Origin of the sequence: Mesorhizobium sp. M2A.F.Ca.ET.046.03.2.1, assembly GCF_003952425.1 — a bacterium.
Taxonomy (GTDB): domain Bacteria; phylum Pseudomonadota; class Alphaproteobacteria; order Rhizobiales; family Rhizobiaceae; genus Mesorhizobium.
Map to the genome: position 1 here is coordinate 3,940,259 of NZ_CP034449.1, position 22,152 is coordinate 3,962,410.

Below are 22,152 nucleotides of genomic sequence, written 5' to 3' on the forward strand. Positions count from 1 at the left end.
CCTTTCAGAAACAAAAAACCCGGCACGAGGCCGGGTTCTTCGTAACTTAAAGGGGAAAAGCTCAGGCAGCTTCTTCCTGTTCGGATTCTTCGTTGTCGGCCTTGGCGCCGCGCTTCGGGCCCTTGTTGAGGTTGACCTCGATGAGACGCACCGCCTCGGTCTCCGACATGCGGTTCACCGCGGCGATCTCACGAGCCATGCGGTCGAGCGCGGCTTCATAGAGCTGGCGCTCGGAATAGGACTGCTCCGGCTGGTTGTCGGCACGGTAGAGGTCGCGCACGACTTCCGAGATCGAGATCAGGTCGCCGGAATTGATCTTGGCATCATATTCCTGGGCGCGGCGCGACCACATGGTGCGCTTGATGCGGGCGCGACCCTGCACGACCTTCAGCGCGCGGTCGACATAATCCTCTTCCGACAGCTTGCGCATGCCGATCGAGGTCGCCTTGGCGACCGGCACCTTCAGCCGCATCTTGTCCTTCTGGAAATCGATGACGAACAGTTCCAGCTTGTGACCCGCAACTTCCTGCTCGTCGATCGCCACGATCTGGCCGACGCCGTGCGCCGGATAGACGATGAACTCGCCGGTCTTGAACCCGTGGCGGGCCGCGGTGGACTTCTTCTGCGGGGTGATCGTTGCCATTACGCCCTGAACTCCTTAGTTGTGCCGCCGGCATCATGCCGGCGCGAACCCATGGGCCGACGATAGCCGACCGTTAGCCGCGCAACAGGATGAACCCACCGGAAAAGCAGGGAACCGGCATATCGCATGAATGCGACCGCCTGCCCCAGATCGCTCTGGTCCGGACTTAAAAGCTCACCTTTCAGTGATTTGGGGCGTTAGCGCCATAAATCGACGTCGTGTCACCGGCATGTTTTGCTTATGTAACACAAAAAGTCGGAAGAATCAAGGTTTTGCCGCGTTCGCTAACGCCAAGCGGCAGTGCTGCCTGTCAAGACAGTATCTGTATCGGCCCCGTTACGCGGCGTCATGCCAGCGCTATCGGCCTCTTTCTCAATCACCCTCGCCGGGTTCGGCCGAGAAATATTTCTCGAACTTCCCGGTCTCGCCGTCGAAGGTCTTGGCATCGGCCGGCGGTTCTTTCTTGGCCGTGATGTTGGGCCATTTGTCCGCGTATTCGGCGTTGATCTGCAACCATTTGTCGAGACCGCCCTCAGTGTCCGGCTTGATCGCGTCCGCCGGGCATTCGGGCTCGCACACGCCGCAGTCGATGCACTCGTCGGGATGGATGACGAGCATGTTCTCGCCCTCGTAGAAACAGTCGACCGGACAGACCTCGATGCAGTCCATATATTTGCATTTGATGCAATTGTCGGTCACGACATAGGTCATTGCAGGCTCCGGAACGTCCCATTTTGTTGGGCTTTTTGGCTGAGGTAACGCCTTTGCCCGCCGCATGCAAGGGTAGGGATTGCCGGCGGAGCCGGAGGGCCGGAAAGGAATTCCGGCCGGAAGAGCGGATCGACGTCACCGAGCCTGATTGCCGCGCAGTTTCTCGGAGTTTCTCCGGCCACGCCCCGGGCAGGCTATGTTTCAATCGTCGCCGAGCAGACGGTCGGTCTGCCGGCGCTCGCGTTTGGTCGGGCGGCCGCTGCCGGCCTCGCGCAGCGCCGGAATGGCGTCCGCAACGGCCCCGCCTTTGGGCGTCGGCGTCGGCGACATGTCCTGGTAAAGCAGGCGCGCTTCATCGGCCGGCCCGCGCCGTGTGCCGCAATCCAGCACTTTCCAGACCAGGATACGGCCCTCGAGCGTGATGGTCAGCACGTCGCCGGGCTTCACCAGATCGGAGGCCTGCGCTGCTTTGTCGCGATTGATGCGCACGCGTCCGGCAACGACGACCTTAGCGGCCAGGGACCGCGACTTCACCGCGCGCGAGAAGAACAGCCATTTGTCGATGCGCTGGCGGCCTTCTCCAACCATTGCAACCGACCGAGGTTATTTCTTCAGCTGGTCGCGCAAGGCGGCGAGCTTGGCGAAGGGCGAATCCGGATCGAAGCGCTGCGGGCGTTCCTCGCGCGGCTTGCCCTGGAAGGCCGGCTTGCCGCCCGGAGCGTTGCCTTTGCCTTCCTGCCTGTTGCCCTTCCAGTCAGGCCGGCCCTCCCGACGATCGCCCTGCGGCCGCCCTTCGCGGCGTTCACCGCCCTCGCGGCGGTCGCCTGCATCCGGCCTCGGCTTGAATTTCGACCGGTCGAAGCGCGGCTTGCCGGCGCCGTCGCGCTGGTCGCGGCGGCTTTCATGGGCCGGCCGGTCGCCGGGCTGGCCGCCCGCGGCGCCCGTCTGGCCGTCGCGCGCCGGCTGGTCACCGCGCTGGCGATTGTCGCGACGGTTGTCGTGACGCTGGCGCGGGCGCTGATGGTCGAAACGCGCCTGGCGCCACAGAAGGACAGGCTTCGGTTCTTCAGCTTCAGCTGGTGTTTCGTCGGCCTTGCCTTCCCCCTCGTGGGGAGCGCCGGCCGTACCAGCATCTGCATCGTCGGCGCCATCACCTCCACCCGCGTCGCTTCGCGCCGCGACCTCCCCCATCGAGGGGAGGTAAAGGCGTCGGCGCCTTCGGCCGACTCGAGCACAGCGGCGGGGGCTTCCACAGTGGGAACCTCTTCCGCGACCTCGGCCGCAACTTCTGACGGCTCTTCAACGGCAGGTTCCGGCGCTGCTTCCGAGCTGGCTTCGGCCGGAGCTTCCGCGACGGCTTCAGTCGGAGCTTCGACGGCTGCCGACCCCGAGCCCTCGGCTGTTGCCTCTGCGACCGCGGCTTGCGCCTCTGCCGCCTGCGCGGCACGCGCCGCTTCTTCCGCCGCCAGCTTCGCCGCCGCTGCCTCACGGGCGGCATTGTCCTGGGCGTCGAGCTTCGCCTTCACTTCGGCGGCAGGCTTGGCCTCAGAGCGATAGCCGAGACCCTTCAGGATCTCTTCCATATCGTCGGCCGTGGCGCCGAGGATCGACATCATCGGCGGCGTCACCATGAAGGCGTGGCCGTCATAAGCGCCGTCAGGACGCTGGCCGAGACCGGGCTTCCAGTTGGTCGCCGGGCGGATGAGGTCGGCAAGCCGCTCGAGGATATCGACGCGCACGGCGCGGCGGCCGAGATTGCGATAGCCGGCGAGCTTGTAGAAAGTCTTGTCGAAGGCCGGGTCGATGACGACCGAGGTGCGGCCGGAGGCCAGCGCATGCACCACGTCGCCGAAGCCCGGCTTGTCCTTGCCGTCGTTCTTCAGCGCCCAGAGCAAGGTCACCAGACCGGCCGGAGCCGGCTTGATCAGCGCCGGCACGAAGACATGATAAGCGCCGAAGCGCACGCCGAGCCGGCGGAGCGCCGCGCGGCCTTCCTGATCGAGCGACTTCATCTCTTCGGCGATGTCGCGGCGATTGATCAGGCCGAAATGCTCGACGAGCTGGAAGGCGATGCCGCGCGCGATGCCGGTGAGCTGGTCGGCATTCTTCAAATCGACCAGCGGCTTCAGCAGCGACTCGATCTGGAAATTGACGAAACGCTCGGCGCGGGACGCAACCTTGTCGCGCGCAGGGCCGGTCAACTGCTCGTCGGCAAGCAGGACAAGGCGCGGCTTCAGCGCCTCGTCGCCGCCGACCAGCGTGCCGATCGGCGCGCCGATCCAGCGCAGGACGCCGTCGGAGCCCAAGGCCAGGTCGCCATTGGCGCAGGCGGCAAAGCGTTCGGCGCGCGCGTCGAACTCGGCCGCTAGCGCCTTCTGGGCGGCGGTGCGCACCGCCTTGGCGTCCTCGCCGCCGGCGCTTTGGTCGGCGGTGAAGCGGAACCCCTGCAACTCGCCGACATGATGGCCTTCGACGAGGACGGTTCCGGTTGGGCTGATTTCGGCTTCAGGCATGGTATTTTCTCTAAGGCGCCGCATGAGGACGGAAGTCCTGCGGTCTACGAAGCGTTTCGTCAACCGCTCATGCAACGCATCCGACAATCTGTCTTCGATTTCGCGCGTCTTTTCCTGCCAGTGTAGCTGATCGGCCAGCCATCCAGGGCGGTTGGAGACGAAAGTCCAGGTGCGGATCTGCGCGATCCGGTGCGAGAGCGTGTCGATGTCGCCTTCGGTTGTGTCGGCGCGCCGCACCTGCTCGGCCATGTAATTCTCATCGACATGGCCATGGCGCGCAAGGTCCATATAGATGGAGGCGATGAGATCGGCGTGCTGGGCCGGCGCGATCTTGCGGTAGTCGGGGAGCGCGCAGGCTTCCCAGAGCAGAGCGACACGCTCCTTGCCGGTGGCCAAGGCGCGGATGTCGCCGTCCTTCGACAGATGCTCCAGCGCCTGCGCGTCGACAGCCGGCAGCGCGCGGGTCAGCCCCTCGACCGGCGCATTGGTCTCGGTCGAGCGCTTGAGCGCGTCGAGGCTGGAAAAATCGAAATCGGCGGTGCGCCATTGCAGCACCTTCACCGGGTCGAAATCATGGGCCTCGATCTTGGCGACCAGATCCTCGTCGAACGGGTCGACCTGCCCGGTGACGCCGAACGTGCCGTCGCGCAGATGCCGGCCGGCGCGTCCTGCGATCTGGCCGAGCTCGGCCGCGCTCAGGTTGCGGTATTGGTAGCCGTCGAACTTGCGGTTCTGGGCGAAGGCGACGTGCTCGAGGTCGAGGTTCAGGCCCATGCCGATGGCGTCGGTCGCGACGAGATAGTCGACGTCGCCGGACTGGAAGATCTCCACCTGGGCGTTTCGGGTGCGGGGCGACAGCGCGCCGAGCACGACGGCGGCGCCGCCCTGCTGACGGCGGATCAGCTCGGCGATGGCATAGACCTCGTCGGCCGAGAAGGCGACGATCGCCGTGCGCCGCGGCAGCCGGGTCAGCTTCTTCGAGCCGGCATAGGCAAGGTGCGACAGGCGCGGCCGCGTCACCACCGACACGCCCTTCAGCAGGCGCTGCAGGATGCCATGCATGGTGGCGGCGCCAAGCAGCAGTGTCTCCTGCCGGCCGCGCAGATGCAGGATGCGGTCGGTGAAGATATGGCCGCGTTCGAGATCGCCGGCGAGCTGCACTTCGTCGATGGCGACGAAGGCGGCGTCGGTCTCGCGCGGCATCGCCTCGACGGTGCAGACCGAATATTTCGCGCCGGCAGGGACGATCTTCTCCTCGCCGGTGATCAGCGCCACCTTGTGGGCGCCGACCTTCTCGCAGACGCGGGCATAGACCTCGCGAGCAAGCAGCCGGAGCGGCAGGCCGATGATGCCGGTCTCATGCGCCACCATGCGCTCGATGGCGAGATGGGTCTTGCCGGTGTTGGTGGGGCCGAGCACGGCCGTCACGTCGCGGCCCGAAAGGATCAGCGGCTGGGAGTGTTTCGGCTGGATGTTCATCGGCTCGGAAATAAGTGTTTTTGCCGCTTCGATTCTTTGAGCATGATCTTTCTTCGAAAACCGGTTCCCACTTTTCGGGATCATGCTTTTGGTCGGAAGCGCGGCGACGCCGCCGCGTGTGACAGCCGACACATAGGGATTTAGGACGCCGAGCGAAAGCGGAATGTTCTTTTGGGCAGGCGGGAATCGACGGACCCGGTCAAAACCGCCTGCCGTTAACGGCTGGAACGAGTCTGGAACGAATCAGCGACGAATCGCTGACTCGTTCTGATTCAGGTTTTGTTCACGGCTATATGTGGATTTTTTTTCGGTGAGTCTCACCACATGCTGAATCGGGAAACTGGCCCGATTCATGCTTTGCCTCCGCCGGGATCGCGTCGCCGTTAACCTTTGCCGGTGAACGGTCGCGGTCGATTGGAGAGGTGTCGTCAAGGTTATGAATTTGTTGAATTTTCTTAATCGCTTTTAACGATTTGGGTAACGTTTTCGGCTTCTGCGGTTAACTTTTCGGCCAAAGCCAGAACGAATCGGCGACGAATCAGAGATGCAAGAAGTTTCCCGGTTTGTTCACCCCTAGATATGGTGTTATCCACAGCTTGCCCACCGAGGATTCACAGTTTGTCAGAAGGGTTGTGCACAGAGAGCGGCCGGGCCGTTAACTTTTGCGTCCCGAATTGAGGCAAGTTGGAGCGAATAGAGAGTAGCGAATAGGGAATAGGGGATAGGGATCTGATAACCGCCGCGCTGACGCCGCCGTTCTTCCCTATTCGCTACTCCCTATTCGCTACTCGCTAACAGGAGCCGCCGTGGCGACAAATGCCGTCAGGCAAAGTACTGGCCGCCATTGGCGGTGATGGTCGAGCCGGTGATGAAGCCGGCCTCGTCGGAAGCCAGGAAGACGACGCAGCGCGCGATCTCTTCCGGCTCGCCGAGGCGGCCGACCGGGATCTGCGGGATGATGCGCTCGTTGAGCACCTTCTCGTCGATCGCCTTGACCATCTCGGTCGCGATATAGCCGGGGCAGATCACGTTGACGGTTATGCCGGCGCGGGCGCCTTCCTGGGCAAGCGCCTTGGAGAAGCCGATGTCGCCGGCCTTCGACGCCGAATAATTGGCCTGGCCGGCCTGGCCCTTCTGGCCGTTGATCGAGGAAATGGTGATGACGCGGCCGAACTTGCGGTCGCGCATGCCGCTCCACAGCGGGTGCGTCATGTTGAAGACGCCGGAAAGGTTGGTGTCGATCACTTCCTTCCACTGTGCCGGCGTCATCTTGTGGAACATGGCGTCGCGGGTGATGCCGGCGTTGTTGACCAGCACCGAGACCGGACCGAGATCGGCTTCGATCTGCTTGATGCCGGCGGCGCAGGCATCGTAGTCCGCGACGGACCATTTGTAGACCGGGATGCCGGTCTCGGCCTTGAATTTCTGAGCCGCTTCGTCATTGCCGGCATAGTTGGCGGCGACCGAATAGCCGGCGTTCTTCAAGGCGGCCGATATCGCAGCACCAATGCCGCGCGTTCCGCCGGTGACAATTGCTACCTTGCTCATGTGGTCCTCCCTTTAGAAATCGACTGAGCGAATAGGGAGTAGCGAATAGCGAGTAGGGGTCTGATGTCCCGCCGCGACGCTTTTTCTTCCCTATTCGCTACTCTCTATTCGCAATTGGCTGTTCAGATCGCTTCCACGCACATGGCGACGCCCATGCCGCCGCCGATGCACAGCGTGGCAAGGCCTTTCTTAGCGCCGCGGCGGCGCATCTCGTAGACCAGCGTGTTGAAGATGCGGGCGCCGGACGCGCCGATCGGATGGCCAATGGCGATGGCGCCGCCATTGACGTTGACGATCGAGGGGTCCCAGCCCATGCCCTGGTTGACGGCGCAGGCCTGCGCGGCGAAGGCCTCGTTGGCCTCGACGAGATCGAGGTCCTTGACCGACCAGCCGGCCTTCTCCAGCGCCCGCTTCGAGGCGGGAATCGGACCGGTGCCCATGATCGCCGGGTCGACGCCGGCGGTCGCCCAGGAAGCAATGCGCGCCAGCGGGGTGATGCCGCGGCGGGCGGCCTCGGCCTCGGTCATCAGCAGCGCGCCGGCGGCGCCGTCATTGATGCCGGACGCGTTCGCGGCTGTGACCGTGCCGTCCTTGTCGAAAGCGGGCCTCAGCTTGGTCATGGCGTCGATCGTGGCGCCATGACGGATATATTCGTCCTGGTCGACGATGGTGTCGCCCTTCTTGCCCTTGATGGTGAAGGCGACGATCTCGTCCTTGAACCTGCCGGCCTTCTGCGCGGCCTCGGCCTTGTTCTGCGAGGCAAGCGCGAACTCGTCCTGGGTTTCGCGGGTGATCTGGAACTGGCGGGCGACGTTCTCGGCGGTGTTGCCCATGTGGTAGCCGTTGAAAGCGTCCCACAGGCCGTCCTTGATCATGGTGTCGATCATCTTGTAGTCGCCCATCTTCACACCTGCGCGAAGATGCTCGGCGTGCGGCGACAACGACATCGATTCCTGGCCGCCGGCGATGATCACCTTGGCGTCGCCGGCGGCGATCTGCTGCATGCCGAGCGCGATGGCGCGCAGGCCCGAGCCGCAAACCTGGTTGAGGCCCCAGGCCGTGGTTTCCTTCGGCAGGCCGGCATTGATCGAGGCCTGACGGGCCGGGTTCTGTCCTTGAGCGGCGGTCAGCACCTGGCCGAGGATGACCTCGTCGACCTCCGCGGCTTCGACGCTCGCGCGGGCGAGCAGTTCCTTGATGACCACGGCGCCTAGCTCATGCGCCGGCGTGGCGGCGAAGCTGCCGTTGAAGGAGCCGACCGCTGTGCGGGCGGCGCTGGCGACGACGATTGAATTGGAAGCGGCCATTTTCTTCTCCAGACTTCGAGGTGTCGTATTTTAGGCTATCGTTGAAGACTTTTCTTGCCCGTTCAATGATCTGAGTCAAACCGGAAATGGGCATGGCCTCCATGCGCGGCAAGCAGAGCGCACGCCAGTCGCGGTAACGTGACGTTGGCCGCGCGGCGGATTTTGCAATGGCTGTGCAGCATTAATTGATGCCGCAGTGCACAAACCACTTGGAATTGTGACGCTTTTGCGCGTATCCTTAACAGAAGGCGCAATCGTTACCGGCCGCTTACTCCTAGAGGTGCCGGTGTCCTGGGGAGGATCCGGATGGCCGCAAAAGACGACCCGATCGTCATCAAGAAGTATGCCAATCGCCGGCTCTACAACACCGGCACCAGCACCTATGTGACGCTCGAAGACCTGGCCGAAATGGTCAAGAAGGGCGAGGAGTTCACCGTCCAGGACGCCAAGACCGGCGACGACATCACGCATCCGGTGCTGACGCAGATCATTTTCGAGCTGGAGAACAAGGACGGGCAGAACATGCTGCCGATCCCGTTCCTGCGCCAGCTCATCTCCTTCTACGGCGATCAGATGCAGATGATCGTGCCGAGCTTCCTCGAGCAGTCGATGATCGCCTTCTCCAAGGAGCAGGAGCGGTTTCGCGAGCAGATGAAGGGCGCCTTCGGCAAGACGCCGATGGACATGATGAAGACGCCGATCAAGGCGCTCGAGGAACAGACGCGCCGCAATGTCGAGATGTTCCAGAACGCCATGCGCATGTTCACGCCGTTCCCGCCCGCCGGCAGCAATGCCGCGGCCCCGGCCGAGCCGCCGAAGAAGGAAGAGAAGTCCGACGATCTGCAGGAATTGAAGGCGCAGATCGCGGCGATGCAGCGCAAGCTCGACACGATGTCCTAACGAGCGCGTCGCGGTTTGGCGGCGATCGCGAGCTGGAGATTGGCGCAAAGGCCTATCCCTTCGTCATCCTCGGGCTTGACCCAAGGATCCATTCCGTGACCGATGCCGTAGGGTGCAGCGGCGCAGAATTCTTTAATCGCCGCAACGCCTTAGCGTCACGGAATGGATTCTAGGGTCTGCGCGCGTCGCTTCGCTCCTTGCTCCGCCCTAGAATGACGACCTCAAACGCGTTTCGCTAATCTGCAAGGCTATTATCCCGCGCCGATAGGCCCGTCATAGCGGGCGCGGGGCCGGATCAGCCTGTTGCTGGTCACCTGCTCGATGGCATGCGCCGTCCAGCCGACGCTGCGGCCGAGCGCGAACAGGCGGAACGGCGCGTCGGCCGGCAGGCGCAGGCTGCGCGTTATAGCAGCCAGGGCGAAATCGATGTTGGGGTGCAGGCCGGTCGCGGCAAGGACCGCCTTGCGAAGGCGCGACAGCCCTTCGTCGATCTCGAGGCCGGAGAAGACGCCCTCGGCGCGCGGGTCGCCTTCCGGATAGAGCGGATGGCCGAAGCCGGGCAGCGGTCGGTCATGCGCCAGCCAGCGGGCGATCGCTTCGTCCGCGCCCAGCCGCTCCGCATCCTCGACCAGCGCGATCGCCGCGGCACCCGCGCCACCGTGACGCGGGCCGATAAGCGTCGCGAGACCGGCGAGCAGGCAGGCGGCGATCGGCGCGCCGGTGGAGGCCGCGACGCGGGCGGCGAAGGTCGAGGCGTTGAGCTCGTGATCGGCCAGCAGCACCAACGCCTTGCGGATAAGGTCGGCGCCATCGTCTTCCACCGACCAGCCCTGCGCCAGCCTTGCATGCACGGGTTCGGAGCCCGGCGTTGCGCCGAGCGCCGTCGCCAGCGCGCTGGTCGCGGCGGCGCCGTCCTGCTGCAGCATGGCCGGCCTGCGGCCGAGCGAGGGCCAGCCTTCGGCCGCAAGCGCCGACAGCCTGGCGAAAGCGGTCGGCGTGCCGCTTTGCCCTGCGGCCGAAGGGGTCAGCGAGGCAAACGACACCGGACGGCCGGAGGCCCACAGCAGTCCGGCGGTCTCCTCGAGCGTCGCCGTCGCCGAGAACTCCACCGCGTCCTTGCCGCGATAGATGAGGCGGCCATGCAGCACAGTCGAGATCGAGGTGGCGATGGCCGGCTCGCCCCAGGCGATGGCGCTTTCGGCAATCGCTTGCGGACTCCTGCCGCGATCGCGTCGCGTGGCAAGTGCTGCGATGTCGTCGGCGCGGTACTGGCTGCGGCGCGGATCGGCCTCGTCCGGCTTCATGCCGATGCGGCCGCGGCTGACATAGGCATAGAGCGTCTGCGGCCGGACATTCAGCCGCTCCAGCGCTTGCTCCCGCGTCAGCCACTCCGTCATTTGCCGCCCTACATTGATTATCTTGATCAAGATTGATGCATTGATTGCGCAGCATTAATTGCAAAGCGCAAAAGGTCAAGGAGACGATCATGGCGAATGGGCTCGATGATGTTGTGGCGGCCGACACGGTGCTTTCCGATGTCGACGGTGTGGGCGGGCACCTCACCATCCGCGGCCATTCGCTTGCGGAACTCGCCGGCCGCTGGCGCTACGCGCAGGTGGTGCGGCTGCTGTTCGACGGCTTCTTCGACGATCTCCCCGGCGACGCCGAACTGGAGAAGGCGATCGGCAAGGCGCGGGTGGAGGTATTCGATCGTGTGAAGCCGTTGCTTGCGCAGTTCGCGCCGCTCGACATCTACAGCGGCATGCGAGCGGGCATGGCCGTCCTGCCGGACGGCGACGGACTTGCCGACGCGCTGCGCTTGATCGCGGCGCCGGCGGTGCTGACGCCGGCCCTGCTGCGCCGTGGCCGGGGCGAGACTCCGATCGCTCCCGACGCAAAAGCCGATCATGCCGGCGATATGCTGCGGATGCTCGCCGGCGCCGCCTCGCCGGCGCTTGCCAAGGCGCTCGACAGCTATCTGGTGACGGTCTGCGACCACGGGCTCAACGCCTCGACCTTCGCGACCCGCGTGGTGGCGTCGACACAGGCCGGGCTGACCTCGGCGATCCTGGCCGGGCTCGGCGCGCTGAAGGGCCCGCTGCATGGCGGCGCGCCGGGGCCGGTGATCGAGATGCTGGACGCCATCGAGGCCAGCGGCGATGCGACCGGCTGGCTCAGCGCCGAGATCGCGCATGGCGAGCGCATCATGGGCTTCGGCCACCGTATCTACCGCGTGCGCGATCCGCGCGCCGACGCGCTGAAGGCGGTGGTGCGGCAGCTTGGTTCCCGCAACGAAGCAAGCAGCAAGAAGATGGGCAGCCGGCTGGCCTTCGCCGAGACGGTGGAACAGGCCGCGCTCGAAGTGCTCAGGATCGCCAAGCCGCAGCGCTCGATCCAGACTAATGTCGAATTCTACACCGCGCTTCTGCTCGAAGCGGTCGGCTTCCCGAAAGAGGCATTCTCCAACGTCTTCGCCGCCGGCCGCGTCGCCGGCTGGATCGCGCATGCCCGCGAGCAGCAGGCTACCGGACGGCTGATCAGACCGCAGTCGCGGTATTTCGGGCCGGTGCCGGATCTAGTGGCTTGAGCCTGCTTCCTCGCCCCCGCAACGCGGGGGAGAGGTGGCCCGGCGAAGCCGGGACGGAGAGAGGGACGCCGGCCGTGAAGCAGCGGCTCTTTCCGGCGAAGTGCCGATGAATCCGGTCTGCCGAGGTTTCCAAAGCAAATTTCGGCGGTCGAGAGGCCCCTCTCCGTCCCGGCTGCGCCGGGCCACCTCTCCCCACTTTCGTGCAGGGCTGTCCGGGGAAAGGTTCGGGTGAATCGAAATGCCGCATGTGCATGCCCCGTAAGACGGGGATTTTCCGTCTACCTTCTGGTTGTCGAGACTCAGAAAGGGAACGGGGCATGCGCTTTACGCCTAGCATTCTTGGCAAGCTGGTTGAACCGATCAATCGTCGCCGCTTCCAGACGATTGTGGATAGCCATGACGGGGATGCGTATGACAAGTCGTTCAAGAGCTGGGACCATCTCGTGGTGTTGATCTATGCTCAGCTCAGCGGCGCGACGAGCCTTCGCAGCCTGCAAGCCGGCTGGAACGCCAACTGCCAGCACCATTACCACCTCGGCAGCGACCTGTTGCGGCGCTCGACCTTGTCGGACGCCAACCGGCGCCGCCCTGTAGCCGTCTTCGCCGAGACGTTCGCCCTGCTTGCAGGCCAACTCGACCGGCAGATGCGTCGCGAAGGCAGTGCCATGCTGCGGCTGATCGATTCCACGCCCATCCCGCTCGGCAAGCTTTGCGACTGGGCCAAGTCGAACGGCCGCATCCGCGGCATGAAGCTGCATATCGTCTATGATCCAGACAGCGACTGTCCGCGCGTCCTCGACATCACCGATGCCAACGTCAACGACGCCCAGATCGGCCGCACCATCTCTATCGAAGACGGTGCGACCTACGTGTTCGACAAGGGTTACTGCCACTACGGCTGGTGGACGGCGATCGCGGCGGCGCAAGCCTTCTTCGTCACCCGGCCCAAAACCAACATGGGGCTCAAGCTGGTGTGCGATCGTCCCCTCGCAGCCATGCACGGCGATGGCTTCACCGTGCTTGAGGATGCCGAGGTGAGCTTTGCCAGCAAAGGCGATTCCAAACTGCCGATCCGCTTGCGTCGCATCATCGTGAAGCGAGACGAAGGCGACACCATCACGCTGCTGACCAACGATCTCGAGCGCTCGGCCGCCGACATAGCAGCCCTCTACAAGGGGCGCTGGCAGATTGAGCTCCTGTTCCGCTGGATCAAGCAGCACCTCAAGATCCGTAAGTTCCTCGGCAACAATGACAACGCCATCCGCCTGCAGCTCTTCGCCGCCATGATCGCCTATGCGCTGTTGCGCATTGCAGCGCGCGCATATCGCGTTGCACTGCCGATCCTGCGCTTCACCGACCTGGTGACACGATGCCTGTTCGAGCGGCGCCACATCGCCGCCATCGACAAACCGCCGCCCGTCAATCCAAGTCGAAGGTACCCCCGCTGCTCTCCCGATCAGATGAGCCTCGACTATGTCTAACTTTCCCCGGACAGCCCTGCACTTTCGTGGGGCGAGGAAAAGAGCGTCTCGCGACCAAAATTTCATCCGATCACGCTTGTGTGTTCGTGTTCTTGCCTTGGTTCGTCCTTATATGTTGCACTGCAACATGGGCAGGCAGAAGCCGCCCTTGCAACATGACGCAGGGGCAGGCCAGCGCATCAAGACAAGGAACGCCATGGCGAAGAACGGCAAGGCGGAGGAAAAGAAGAAGATCAACATCGCGCTGCAGGGCGGCGGCTCGCATGGGGCCTTTTCCTGGGGTGTGCTCGACCGGCTGCTGGAGGATGGGCGGCTGGAGATCGCGGCGGTGTCCGGCACCAGCGCCGGCGCTATGAACGCGGTGGCGCTGGCCGACGGTTTTGTCCGGGGCGGCGTGGAAGGCGCGCGAAAGAAGCTCGACGATTTCTGGCGGGCGGTGGCCTCGAAGGGCCGTTTCAGCCCGGTGCAGCGCATGCCGTGGGACGTCGCGTGGGGCAACTGGTCGATCGAGAACACGCCGGGCTATCTTTTCTTCGACACGATGTCGCGGGTGTTCTCGCCCTATGTCGCCAATCCGCTCGGCCTCAATCCACTGCGCGATGTGGTGGAGAAGGAGATCGACTTCGGCAATGTGCGCGCCTGCAAGTCGATGGAGCTGTTCATCTCGGCGACCAATGTCGAGACCGGACAGCTGCGCGTTTTCTCCGACGGCGAGATCGACCTCGACACGGTGATGGCGTCGGCCTGCTTGCCGCAATTGTTCCGCGCCGTGGAGATCAAGGGCGTTCCCTATTGGGATGGCGGCTATGGCGGCAATCCGGCGCTCTTTCCGTTCTTCAAGGCGGCGGCAACCGAGGATGTGCTTCTGGTGCAGATCAATCCCGTGGTGCGCGAAGGCACGCCGAAAAGCGCCAACGAGATCCAGAACCGCATCGACGAGATCACCTTCAACGCCGGCCTGCTGCGCGAATTCCGTTCGATCGCCTTCGTCAAGGAGCTGATCGCGGCCGGACGCCTGCCGCATGGCGAATATCGCGACATCCGTATGCACCGCATCGATGCCGACGAGGCTTTCAAGGACCTCTCGGCCTCGTCCAAGGTCAATGCCGAATGGGCCTTCATCGCCTATCTGCGCGACCTCGGCCGAAGTGCTGCCAGCGACTGGCTGGAAGAGAATTACGACGCCGTCGGTCAGCGGCCGACACTCGATCTTTCAGGCGAGCTTGACGACGGCTTCAAGCCGTTGCGCGGCCCGGCGCCGGGGCGCCGGGTGAAGGAGTTCCTCGCCGCGCATATCAAGCCGGAGTCGGCGCGGCGTCGGGCTTAAGGTCATCCATGCCTGTCAGCAAGTCCGTCCCGGCTGTCAGCATCTTCCGCAACGGAACCGGCGGGGCGCTGGATCATGCCCGCGGCGCGATGTAGTCTTACCTGAACGTAAAGGGGAGGTTGCGATGCTGCAAACGAGGCAGAACGCTCTTGGCGTCCGGTTTGAAGCGCAATGCCGGGCCTTCGAGAAGGAGCCGTTCCCGACGCTGGATGTGCGCAAGGACCGGCTGAACCGCCTGCTGGCGCTCACCGAAAAGCACGAAGCCGAGATCTGCGCGGCGATCGACAGCGATTTCTCCGCCCGCTCGGCTGAGGAAACGCGGCTTGCCGAACTGTTCGTCGTGCGCGCCGGCATTAGGCATGCGCTGTCGCATCTCAGCGCCTGGATGCGCGAGCGCCGCGTCGCCACCAGCCTGCCGTTTATGCCGGGGCGCAACCGCCTTTTGCCGCAGCCGCTCGGCGTCGTCGGCATCGTCTCGCCCTGGAACTATCCTTTCCAGCTCGCCGTCGCGCCGGCGACCGCGGCGCTCGCGGCCGGCAATCGCGTCATGATCAAGCCGTCTGAGCTGACGCCGAAGTTTTCGGACCTGCTCGCCAGCCTAGTCGAGAAATATTTCGCCGCCGACGAGGTCGCCGTGATGGTGGGCGACGCCGATGTCGGCAAGGCATTCGTGTCGCTGCCTTTCGACCACCTCCTGTTCACCGGCTCGACCGCCGTCGGCCGCCAAGTGGCGCTGGCCGCCGCCGCCAACCTGACGCCGGTGACGCTGGAACTCGGCGGCAAGTCGCCGGCAATCTTCGATCCGTCCTGCGACCTCGACGCGGCGGTCGCCAGCGTCGCCTATGGCAAGCTGCTCAACGCCGGACAGACCTGCATCGCGCCGGACTATCTGATGGTGCCGCGAGGCCAGGGCGCGGCGGTCGCGGCCAAGTTCGCTGTCGCCATGGCCAAGCTCTATCCGCGCCTCGGCGACAATCCCGACTATACGGCGATCGTCAGCGAGCGGCATCACCGGCGGCTGAGCGACATGGTCGCGGAGGCGCGCGACAGCGGCGCCGACATCACCGAGATCAACCCGGCCGACGAGACGCTCGGCGTCAGCGACCGCAAGATGGCGCCGGTGCTGGTGCGCAATGCCGGCGACAATCTGCGGCTGATGCGCGAGGAGATTTTCGGGCCGGTGCTGCCGATCGTCGAATATGGCACGGTCGACGAAGCCATCGACCATGTGAACCGGGGTGAGCGTCCGCTGGCGCTCTACTGGTTCGGCAGCGACAGCGCCAACCGCCAAAGGGTGATGCGCGAGACGGTGGCTGGCGGCGTCACGATCAACGACTGCATGCTGCATCTGGTGCAGGAGCGGCAGCCCTTCGGCGGCGTCGGCGAGAGCGGCACCGGCGCCTATCACGGCGAATGGGGATTCCGCACCTTCAGCAAGGAAAAGCCGATCTTCATCCAGTCGAAGCTCAGCGCGGGCGGCCTGCTGCGCCCGCCTTACGGCAGGACATTCGAGCGGATCTTCCGGCTGCTCAATCTCATCACTTGACAGCTTCAACCGAGGATAGCGGGGCGCTAGCGCGCTCCGACCGGACGGCTGCCGCGGCCCGTGGACGATTTTTCGCATCATGCTGACGGCTGTTGCCAGTAACCTTGGGGAAACCTGCCGGCGCGCCGGCAAAAGCGCCAGCCGGCTGGCAGAAAAGCCCGTGTTTGTCGAGGTACAGCGTTCCCCGCCGCAATGTTCCGGCAACTTTTCCGACTATATTGCGCCGCAACTTTCAGGTAGAAGCGGCGTCCGCCGATCACGGCAAATTGAACTAGGCCCCGCGCACACCCATATCGGCCGCGCGCCCAAGTCGGAAGCGCCGACCTAGCCAGGTCCTGCTACGGAAAAATGACGATGCCGAAAATCAGGTTTCACAAGCTTGCAGCCGTTGCCGTGCTCATCGGTTTCGCGGCCTGGATGGGAACGGGCGAGTTTTCCTCTGTCGGCAGCGCCGCGGACAAGTCTGTCACCACCGACAAGTCGGTTACTACCGACAAGTCGGCTACGACCGACAAACAGGCCGGCGCCGGCCAGCCGGAGGCCGCCAAGGCGAAGACAGCCGAGGCTGAGCCAAAGGCCGCGTCGCGCACCGTGGCGGTGGTGACGCCGCCGCGCAAGACCTTCGCGCGCGCCATCCGCATCTCCGGCCTGACCGAGGCCGACAAGCGCGCCGTGCTGGCGACGCGCGTCGCCGGCGTCATCGAAAAGCTGCCGGTCAAGCAGGGCGACCATGTCAAGACAGGCGATCTCGTGCTGATGCTCGCGGCCGAGGAGAAGATCTCCAATGTCGACAACGCCAGGCAGCTGCTTGTGCAGCGCAAGGCCGAGCTCGACGCCGCCGAGCGGCTGGCCAAGACCGGCAATCTGCCGAAGCTGCAGCTCGACACTGCCCGTTCCAACCTGACGCTCGCGCAATCGCAGCTCGATGCCGCGCAGGCGGAGCTCGACCGCAATGAGGTGAAGGCGCCGTTCGACGGCGTCATCGACCGCATCCCGGTGGAGCTCGGCAGCTCGGTGATGCAGGGCGGCGAGGTGGCGACGATCCTGAAGCTTGATCCGGTCATCGCGCGCGGCGAGATCAGCGAGCGTGACCTGCGCTACGTCAAGATCGGCGACCAGGCCGATGTGCGTCTGGTCAACGACCAGAAGGTCACCGGCACGGTTCGCTACATCAGCCGCGATGCCTCGGCGCAGACCCGCACCTTCCGCGTCGAGGTGGCGATCCCCAATGGCGACGGCTCCATCCCCGCCGGCATGACGGCCGAGATCACGCTCAGCGCCGAGCCGACCAATGCGGTCATGCTGCCGCGTTCGGTGGTGACGCTCGGCGACAAGGGCGACCTCGGCATCCGCGCCGTGGGCAAGGACGACAAGGTGGCCTTCTTCCCGATCGATCTCGTCGACGACACGCCGCACGGCCTGGTGCTGGGCGGCATTCCGGAAGATGCGCGCATCATCGTCGCCGGCCAGGAGCTGGTAAAGGAAGGCGACTTGGTGAAGCCCGTCGAGGCCGATCAGGCGACCATCAGCAAGCTGATCGGCGAAGCCGCCGCCGGCACGCAGTAAAGCACGACGCGTCCGTCGCCGGGCCAATCCCGCGACGGCGGTCCGCAGCCTTGGAAGCATAACAGGCCGAAGTCATGGATATCGTCAGACTCGCCATCAACAATGCCCGCCTCACAATATCGGCGCTGCTGTTCCTGCTCGTCGCGGGCTGGGTCGCCTATCAGTCGACACCGAAGGAAGCGGAGCCCGACGTTCCGATTCCGATGATGTATGTCAGCCTGATCTATCAGGGCATCTCGCCGGAGGATTCCGAGCGCCTGCTGCTGAGGCCAATGGAAAGCAAGCTCAAGAGCCTCAAGGGGCTGAAGGAGATGCGCTCGGCCGCCTTCCAGGGCGGCGGCTATGTGCTGGTCGAATTCCAGCCGCAGACGGATCTCGCGACGGCGCTGCAGGATACGCGCAGCAAGGTGCAGGACGCCAAGGCCGACCTGCCGCAGGCGGCCGAGGAGCCGACGGTCAACGAGGTCAACGTTTCGGAATTCCCGGTCCTGGTCGTGACGCTTTCCGGCGATGTGCCGGAGCGCGTGCTGACGGCCGCCGCGCGCGAGCTGCGCGACCGTATCGAGGAAGTGCCCGGCGTGCTCGAAGGCTCGCTGCAGGGCGCGCGCGACGACCTCGTCGAGGTCGTCATCGACCCGGTCAAGCTGTCCTCCTACGGGCTGCAGCTCGATCAGGTGATTCAGGGCGTCGCTTCCTCCAACAGCCTTGTCGCGGCCGGTAATCTCGAGGGCTCGGAAGGCAAATACGCGGTCAAGGTGCCGTCGCTGATCGAGACGCCGGAAGATGTCGCCAACCTGCCGGTCGTCGCCACACCGAACGCCGTGGTCCAGGCCAAGGACGTCGCCACCATCCGCTCGACCTTCAAGGACGCCGAGACAGTCACCCGGCTCGACGGCAAGCCGGCCATCGCCATCGAAGTGAAGAAGCGCATCGGCGCCAACCTCATCGACACCCTGATCCATGTCCGTGAAGTGTCGGACAATTTCATCAAGACCATGCCCGAGGGCATGCATGTCACCTACACGCAGGACAAGTCGGTCTTCGTCAACCAGCTGCTCGGCGACCTGCAGAACCATGTGATGATCGCCGTCATCCTGGTGTTCATCGTCATCCTCTATGCGCTGTCGGGACGGGCTTCCCTGCTCATCGGGCTTGCCATCCCATCATCGTTCCTGATGGGCATCCTGCTGCTCGCCATGATGGGCTACACGATCAACATGATCGTGCTGTTCAGCCTGATCCTGGCTGTCGGCATGCTGGTGGACGACGCCATCATCGTCACCGAATTCGCCGAACGGCGCATGAGTGAGGGCATGCCGAAGGCCGACGCCTTCGCGCTGGCCGCCAAGCGCATGGCCGGCCCAGTCATCGCGGCGACGATGACGCGCATCGCCGCCTTCTCGCCGCTCTTGTTCTGGCCCGGCATCATCGGCGATTTCATGAAATACATGCCGATCACGCTGATCGTGACGCTGTCGGCTTCGATGCTCTATGCGCTGGTGTTCGCGCCGACTTTGGGCGCGATCTTCGCCAAGGCGCCGGAGCATCACGAGGAGGGCAATCGCGACGGCTGGTACATGGCCGTGGTCAAGCAGGCTGTCCGCTTCCCGATGACTGTCATCCTGCTCACCGTCGGGCTTTTGGTCGGCGTCGGCTTCGCCTATTCGAAATATGGCGCGGGCGTCGAGTTCTTCCCGAGCGTCGAGCCGGATTACGGCCTGCTCTATGTCCATGCCCGCGGCAATCTTTCGCTGGCGGAAATGGACGCCGCCACCAAGACGGCGGAAAGCCGGCTGCTCGGCTGGCCCGGCGTGAAGTCGGTCTATACGCGCGTCGGCAAGACGCAGGGCGGCGGCCAGGACATTCCGGAGGACGTGGTCGGGGTCATCCAGTATGAATTCGTCGACTGGCGCCAGCGCAAGTCCGCCAACCAGATCCTCGATGACCTGCGCGGCGTGATGGCCGGCATTCCCGGCGTCGATGTCGAAGTGCGCGTTCCAGAAGCCGGCCCGCCGACCGGCAAGCCGATCCAGATCCGGCTGTCGGCCGCCGACCCGGCCGGGCTGGACGACAAGGCGGGCGCGGTGGCGGCGCGCATCGCCAAGATCCCCAACGTCATCGACATTTCGGACGGCCTGCCGCCGCCCGGCGTCGACTGGGCGCTCGAGGTCGACCGCGCCAAGGCGGCGCAATACGGCATCAGCCCGACCTCTGTCGGCACGGTGGTGCAGCTGGTCACCAACGGCCTCAAGCTCTCGGAATACAGGCCAGCCGGCGCCGACGACGCGGTCGACATAAGGCTGCGCCTGCCGGAGGACCGGCGCACTCTGTCGACACTCGACGAGCTTCGCGTGCAGACCTCGCAAGGCTCGGTGCCGATCTCCAACTTCGTCGTGCGCAAGCCCGAGCCGACTGTCGGCATCCTCAACCGCATCGACGGCGCGCGCACCGTGGTCGTGCAGGCCAATGTCAGCGCCGGCGCGCAGGTCGCCGCCGTGCAAGAGCAGGTCACCAAGGCCGTCACCGACATGGATCTCGGCAGCGGCATCCGCTGGAAGCTCGCCGGCTCCAACGAGGACAGCGCCGAAGCCAGCGCCTTCCTCGGCAAGGCCTTTGGCGCGGCGATCTTCCTGATCTTCCTGGTGCTCTTGGCACAGTTCAACAAGTTCACCAGCGTGTGGCTTGTCTTGTCCTGCGTGGTGATGGCGACGATCGGCGTGTTCTTAGGCTTGCTTCTGACAGGCGAGGCCTTCGGCATCGTCATGTCGGGCATCGGCGTCATCGCGCTGGCCGGCGTGGTGGTGAACAACAACATCGTTTTGATCGACACCTATGACCGATTGCACGAGGAAGGCTGGGACAAGATGGACGCGGTGCTGCAGACCTGCCGGGAGCGCGCCCGTCCGGTGGTGCTGACGGCGGTGTCGGCCATCCTCGGCGTGCTGCCGATCGCCTTCGGTCTCGGTCTCGAAATCTTCCATCACGAGACGACGATCAACGCGCCCTCGACGCAATGGTGGATCTCGCTGTCCTCGGCGATCGTCTTCGGCCTGTCCTTCGCCACGCTGCTGACGCTGGTGGTGACGCCGTCTATGCTGATGGTGTTCACTCGCGCCAAGGTGAAGCCCGGCCAGCGACGCGGCTGGTTCGGACGCCTGTTCCGCAGTGGCAAGGGCGAGGTCACGACGGGCGCGCCCGCTGGAGAAACTGGCACAGAGCCGGCGGTTGCCTTTCCGAAAGCGGCGGAATAGAGCGGTTCGCAACGCCAAGACGAGAAGCCGCCCGGAACAACCGGGCGGCTATTTGCATTGTTCCCTCGAAGTTCAACCAGACGGCGAGGATTTTTCATGACGATCGGCACAATTCTCGTAATAATCCTGATCCTGATCCTGATCGGCGCCGTGCCGGCATGGCCGCATTCGCGCTCCTGGGGCTACGGCCCTTCCGGCATCGTCGGCGTCATTTTGGTCGTGCTGCTCATCCTGCTGCTGATGGGCAGAATCTGATCTTCAATGAATTGCGGCCGGGCTTTGAAACCCGGCCGTTTCATCTTTCGTTGGAGCTTTTGATCAAGCGCCCAGGCGCGAGGGCTGCACGGCGATGCCGATATCCTGCAAGGCCTCCTTCACCGCCTCATCGAGCGGGGTATGCGGGATTTCGCCGATGATCTCTTCCAGCCGCGTCGAAACCAGCCGGTGCGGCTCGTAGCGCAGATAGGACATCGACACGATCTCCTTCCACATTGCGACGAACGGGCTGCCGGCGCGCAGAACCCACCAGGGCATGAAGGAGAGCTTCAGCTTGCGGCCGAGCGCCTTCTCGGCCGCCGCCTTCATGTCGAGGTCGGTGATGGCGTGGCCGGGGAAGTTGATGGCTTCGAAGAGGCCCGTTTTGTCGAGGTTCTTCGCCAGGCCGACGAAGGCGACGGAGAAGTCCGGCAGGTAGGCCCATTCATGGGTCAGGTCGGCCGGGCCGGGCGCGGTGTAGACGCCCTTCTCCATCTTGGCGGCGACGACGAGGTCGAACCAGGAGCCGCTGCCGGTGCCGCCGAAGAAGTCGCCGGCTCTGAGGACGATGGTGCGGACCCGGCCGGCTTCGGCCTCGCCGCGAAACAGGTCTTCCATGGCGCAGCGGATACGGCCCTTCTCGGTGGTCGGATGGAACGGCGTCGCTTCGGTGATCACCTGCGGCATCGGCGAGCCGTAATTGTAGACGGTGCCCGGGAAGAGATGCAGGGCGCCGTTTTCACGGCAGGCGGTCATGACGTTCTCGGCCATCGGCATGCACTTGCCCCAATCGGTGTAGATCGGGTTCAAGCCGTTGAAGATGATGTCGACGCCTTGGGTGGCGCGGATCAGGGATTGGCGATCCAGCGCGTCGCCGGCAACCGCGGTGGCGCCCTTGAGTTCGGCCGGAACCTTGCCGGTACGGGTGACGGCGCGGACGTCGAAGCCGGCGTCGATGAAGGCCTTGCCGACCACGCGGCCGAGCCGGCCATTGGCGCCGAGGATTGCGATCTTGGTCATCTGTTCTCTCCGTGGTTT

Annotated in this window: 16 protein-coding genes; 8 read left to right on the top strand and 8 right to left on the bottom strand. The window is 64.6% G+C overall.

What is annotated here, in order from left to right:
• Nucleotides 1-61: 61 nt before the first annotated feature.
• From EJ072_RS18775 to EJ072_RS18800, 6 genes are all read right to left on the bottom strand, one after another.
• Nucleotides 62-643 (bottom strand): CarD family transcriptional regulator, encoded by a 582-nt coding sequence (locus EJ072_RS18775; RefSeq protein WP_095816705.1) that lies wholly within the window; start codon nt 641-643, stop codon nt 62-64.
• Between the two features lie 372 nt (nt 644-1,015).
• Nucleotides 1,016-1,354 carry a ferredoxin FdxA gene (fdxA, locus tag EJ072_RS18780; protein WP_126080777.1) on the bottom strand — a complete coding sequence of 113 codons (339 nt, stop codon included), beginning with the start codon at nt 1,352-1,354 and terminating at the stop codon, nt 1,016-1,018.
• Nucleotides 1,355-1,555: 201 nt separating this feature from the next.
• Complete coding sequence (locus tag EJ072_RS18785; RefSeq protein ID WP_126080778.1) at nt 1,556-1,942, bottom strand: RNA-binding S4 domain-containing protein; 387 nt, start codon at nt 1,940-1,942, stop codon at nt 1,556-1,558.
• 23 nt (nt 1,943-1,965) lie between these two features.
• Nucleotides 1,966-5,346 carry a helicase-related protein gene (locus EJ072_RS18790; RefSeq protein ID WP_245466904.1) on the bottom strand — a complete coding sequence of 1,127 codons (3,381 nt, stop codon included), beginning with the start codon at nt 5,344-5,346 and terminating at the stop codon, nt 1,966-1,968.
• A gap of 822 nt (nt 5,347-6,168) precedes the next feature.
• A complete protein-coding gene (gene phbB / locus EJ072_RS18795; protein ID WP_126080779.1) occupies nt 6,169-6,894 on the bottom strand; it encodes an acetoacetyl-CoA reductase in 726 nt (241 codons plus the stop codon).
• A gap of 122 nt (nt 6,895-7,016) precedes the next feature.
• A complete protein-coding gene (locus tag EJ072_RS18800) occupies nt 7,017-8,201 on the bottom strand; it encodes an acetyl-CoA C-acetyltransferase (RefSeq protein WP_126080780.1) in 1,185 nt (394 codons plus the stop codon).
• A gap of 306 nt (nt 8,202-8,507) precedes the next feature.
• Here EJ072_RS18800 and phaR point away from each other — a divergent pair, with 306 nt between their 5' ends.
• Nucleotides 8,508-9,101 carry a polyhydroxyalkanoate synthesis repressor PhaR gene (gene phaR / locus EJ072_RS18805; RefSeq protein WP_042641310.1) on the top strand — a complete coding sequence of 198 codons (594 nt, stop codon included), beginning with the start codon at nt 8,508-8,510 and terminating at the stop codon, nt 9,099-9,101.
• 251 nt (nt 9,102-9,352) lie between these two features.
• Here phaR and EJ072_RS18810 read toward each other — a convergent pair whose 3' ends face one another.
• Nucleotides 9,353-10,498, bottom strand: a complete 1,146-nt coding sequence (locus EJ072_RS18810; protein ID WP_126080781.1) for a citrate synthase — start codon at nt 10,496-10,498, stop codon at nt 9,353-9,355.
• 89 nt (nt 10,499-10,587) lie between these two features.
• Between EJ072_RS18810 and EJ072_RS18815 the strand changes: the two genes are divergently transcribed.
• From EJ072_RS18815 to EJ072_RS18845, 7 genes are all read left to right on the top strand, one after another.
• Nucleotides 10,588-11,688: a citrate synthase/methylcitrate synthase gene (locus EJ072_RS18815; RefSeq protein WP_126080782.1), complete on the top strand. Its 1,101-nt coding sequence runs from the start codon at nt 10,588-10,590 to the stop codon at nt 11,686-11,688.
• Nucleotides 11,689-12,005: 317 nt separating this feature from the next.
• Nucleotides 12,006-13,169 (top strand): IS4 family transposase, encoded by a 1,164-nt coding sequence (locus EJ072_RS18820; protein WP_126078352.1) that lies wholly within the window; start codon nt 12,006-12,008, stop codon nt 13,167-13,169.
• A gap of 196 nt (nt 13,170-13,365) precedes the next feature.
• Nucleotides 13,366-14,496, top strand: a complete 1,131-nt coding sequence (locus tag EJ072_RS18825; protein WP_126083677.1) for a patatin-like phospholipase family protein — start codon at nt 13,366-13,368, stop codon at nt 14,494-14,496.
• Nucleotides 14,497-14,620: 124 nt separating this feature from the next.
• On the top strand, nt 14,621-16,042 hold the full coding sequence (locus EJ072_RS18830; RefSeq protein WP_126080783.1) for a coniferyl aldehyde dehydrogenase: 1,422 nt from the start codon (nt 14,621-14,623) through the stop codon (nt 16,040-16,042).
• Between the two features lie 354 nt (nt 16,043-16,396).
• On the top strand, nt 16,397-17,608 hold the full coding sequence (locus EJ072_RS18835) for an efflux RND transporter periplasmic adaptor subunit (protein WP_126080784.1): 1,212 nt from the start codon (nt 16,397-16,399) through the stop codon (nt 17,606-17,608).
• A 74-nt stretch (nt 17,609-17,682) separates the two neighbouring features.
• On the top strand, nt 17,683-20,859 hold the full coding sequence (locus EJ072_RS18840; RefSeq protein WP_126080785.1) for an efflux RND transporter permease subunit: 3,177 nt from the start codon (nt 17,683-17,685) through the stop codon (nt 20,857-20,859).
• A 96-nt stretch (nt 20,860-20,955) separates the two neighbouring features.
• The gene (locus EJ072_RS18845; RefSeq protein ID WP_040991775.1) at nt 20,956-21,114 is read left to right on the top strand and encodes a DUF3309 family protein; all 159 of its coding nucleotides are present in this window, start codon (nt 20,956-20,958) and stop codon (nt 21,112-21,114) included.
• 63 nt (nt 21,115-21,177) lie between these two features.
• Here the strand turns inward: EJ072_RS18845 and EJ072_RS18850 are convergent, their stop codons facing one another.
• Nucleotides 21,178-22,134, bottom strand: a complete 957-nt coding sequence (locus EJ072_RS18850) for an SDR family oxidoreductase (RefSeq protein WP_126080786.1) — start codon at nt 22,132-22,134, stop codon at nt 21,178-21,180.
• Nucleotides 22,135-22,152: the final 18 nt, after the last annotated feature.

Excerpts from the sequence above, each read along its gene's own strand:
- EJ072_RS18835 (WP_126080784.1), top strand. The coding sequence starts at position 16,397 with ATGCCGAAAATCAGGTTTCACAAGCTTGCAGCCGTTGCCGTGCTCATC.
- EJ072_RS18810 (WP_126080781.1), bottom strand. The coding sequence starts at position 10,498 with ATGACGGAGTGGCTGACGCGGGAGCAAGCGCTGGAGCGGCTGAATGTC.
- EJ072_RS18815 (WP_126080782.1), top strand. The coding sequence starts at position 10,588 with ATGGCGAATGGGCTCGATGATGTTGTGGCGGCCGACACGGTGCTTTCC.
- fdxA (WP_126080777.1), bottom strand. The coding sequence starts at position 1,354 with ATGACCTATGTCGTGACCGACAATTGCATCAAATGCAAATATATGGAC.
- EJ072_RS18850 (WP_126080786.1), bottom strand. The coding sequence starts at position 22,134 with ATGACCAAGATCGCAATCCTCGGCGCCAATGGCCGGCTCGGCCGCGTG.
- EJ072_RS18825 (WP_126083677.1), top strand. The coding sequence starts at position 13,366 with ATGGCGAAGAACGGCAAGGCGGAGGAAAAGAAGAAGATCAACATCGCG.
- EJ072_RS18840 (WP_126080785.1), top strand. The coding sequence starts at position 17,683 with ATGGATATCGTCAGACTCGCCATCAACAATGCCCGCCTCACAATATCG.
- EJ072_RS18775 (WP_095816705.1), bottom strand. The coding sequence starts at position 643 with ATGGCAACGATCACCCCGCAGAAGAAGTCCACCGCGGCCCGCCACGGG.
- phaR (WP_042641310.1), top strand. The coding sequence starts at position 8,508 with ATGGCCGCAAAAGACGACCCGATCGTCATCAAGAAGTATGCCAATCGC.
- EJ072_RS18830 (WP_126080783.1), top strand. The coding sequence starts at position 14,621 with ATGCTGCAAACGAGGCAGAACGCTCTTGGCGTCCGGTTTGAAGCGCAA.
- phbB (WP_126080779.1), bottom strand. The coding sequence starts at position 6,894 with ATGAGCAAGGTAGCAATTGTCACCGGCGGAACGCGCGGCATTGGTGCT.
- EJ072_RS18845 (WP_040991775.1), top strand. The coding sequence starts at position 20,956 with ATGACGATCGGCACAATTCTCGTAATAATCCTGATCCTGATCCTGATC.
- EJ072_RS18790 (WP_245466904.1), bottom strand. The coding sequence starts at position 5,346 with ATGAACATCCAGCCGAAACACTCCCAGCCGCTGATCCTTTCGGGCCGC.
- EJ072_RS18800 (WP_126080780.1), bottom strand. The coding sequence starts at position 8,201 with ATGGCCGCTTCCAATTCAATCGTCGTCGCCAGCGCCGCCCGCACAGCG.
- EJ072_RS18785 (WP_126080778.1), bottom strand. The coding sequence starts at position 1,942 with ATGGTTGGAGAAGGCCGCCAGCGCATCGACAAATGGCTGTTCTTCTCG.
- EJ072_RS18820 (WP_126078352.1), top strand. The coding sequence starts at position 12,006 with ATGCGCTTTACGCCTAGCATTCTTGGCAAGCTGGTTGAACCGATCAAT.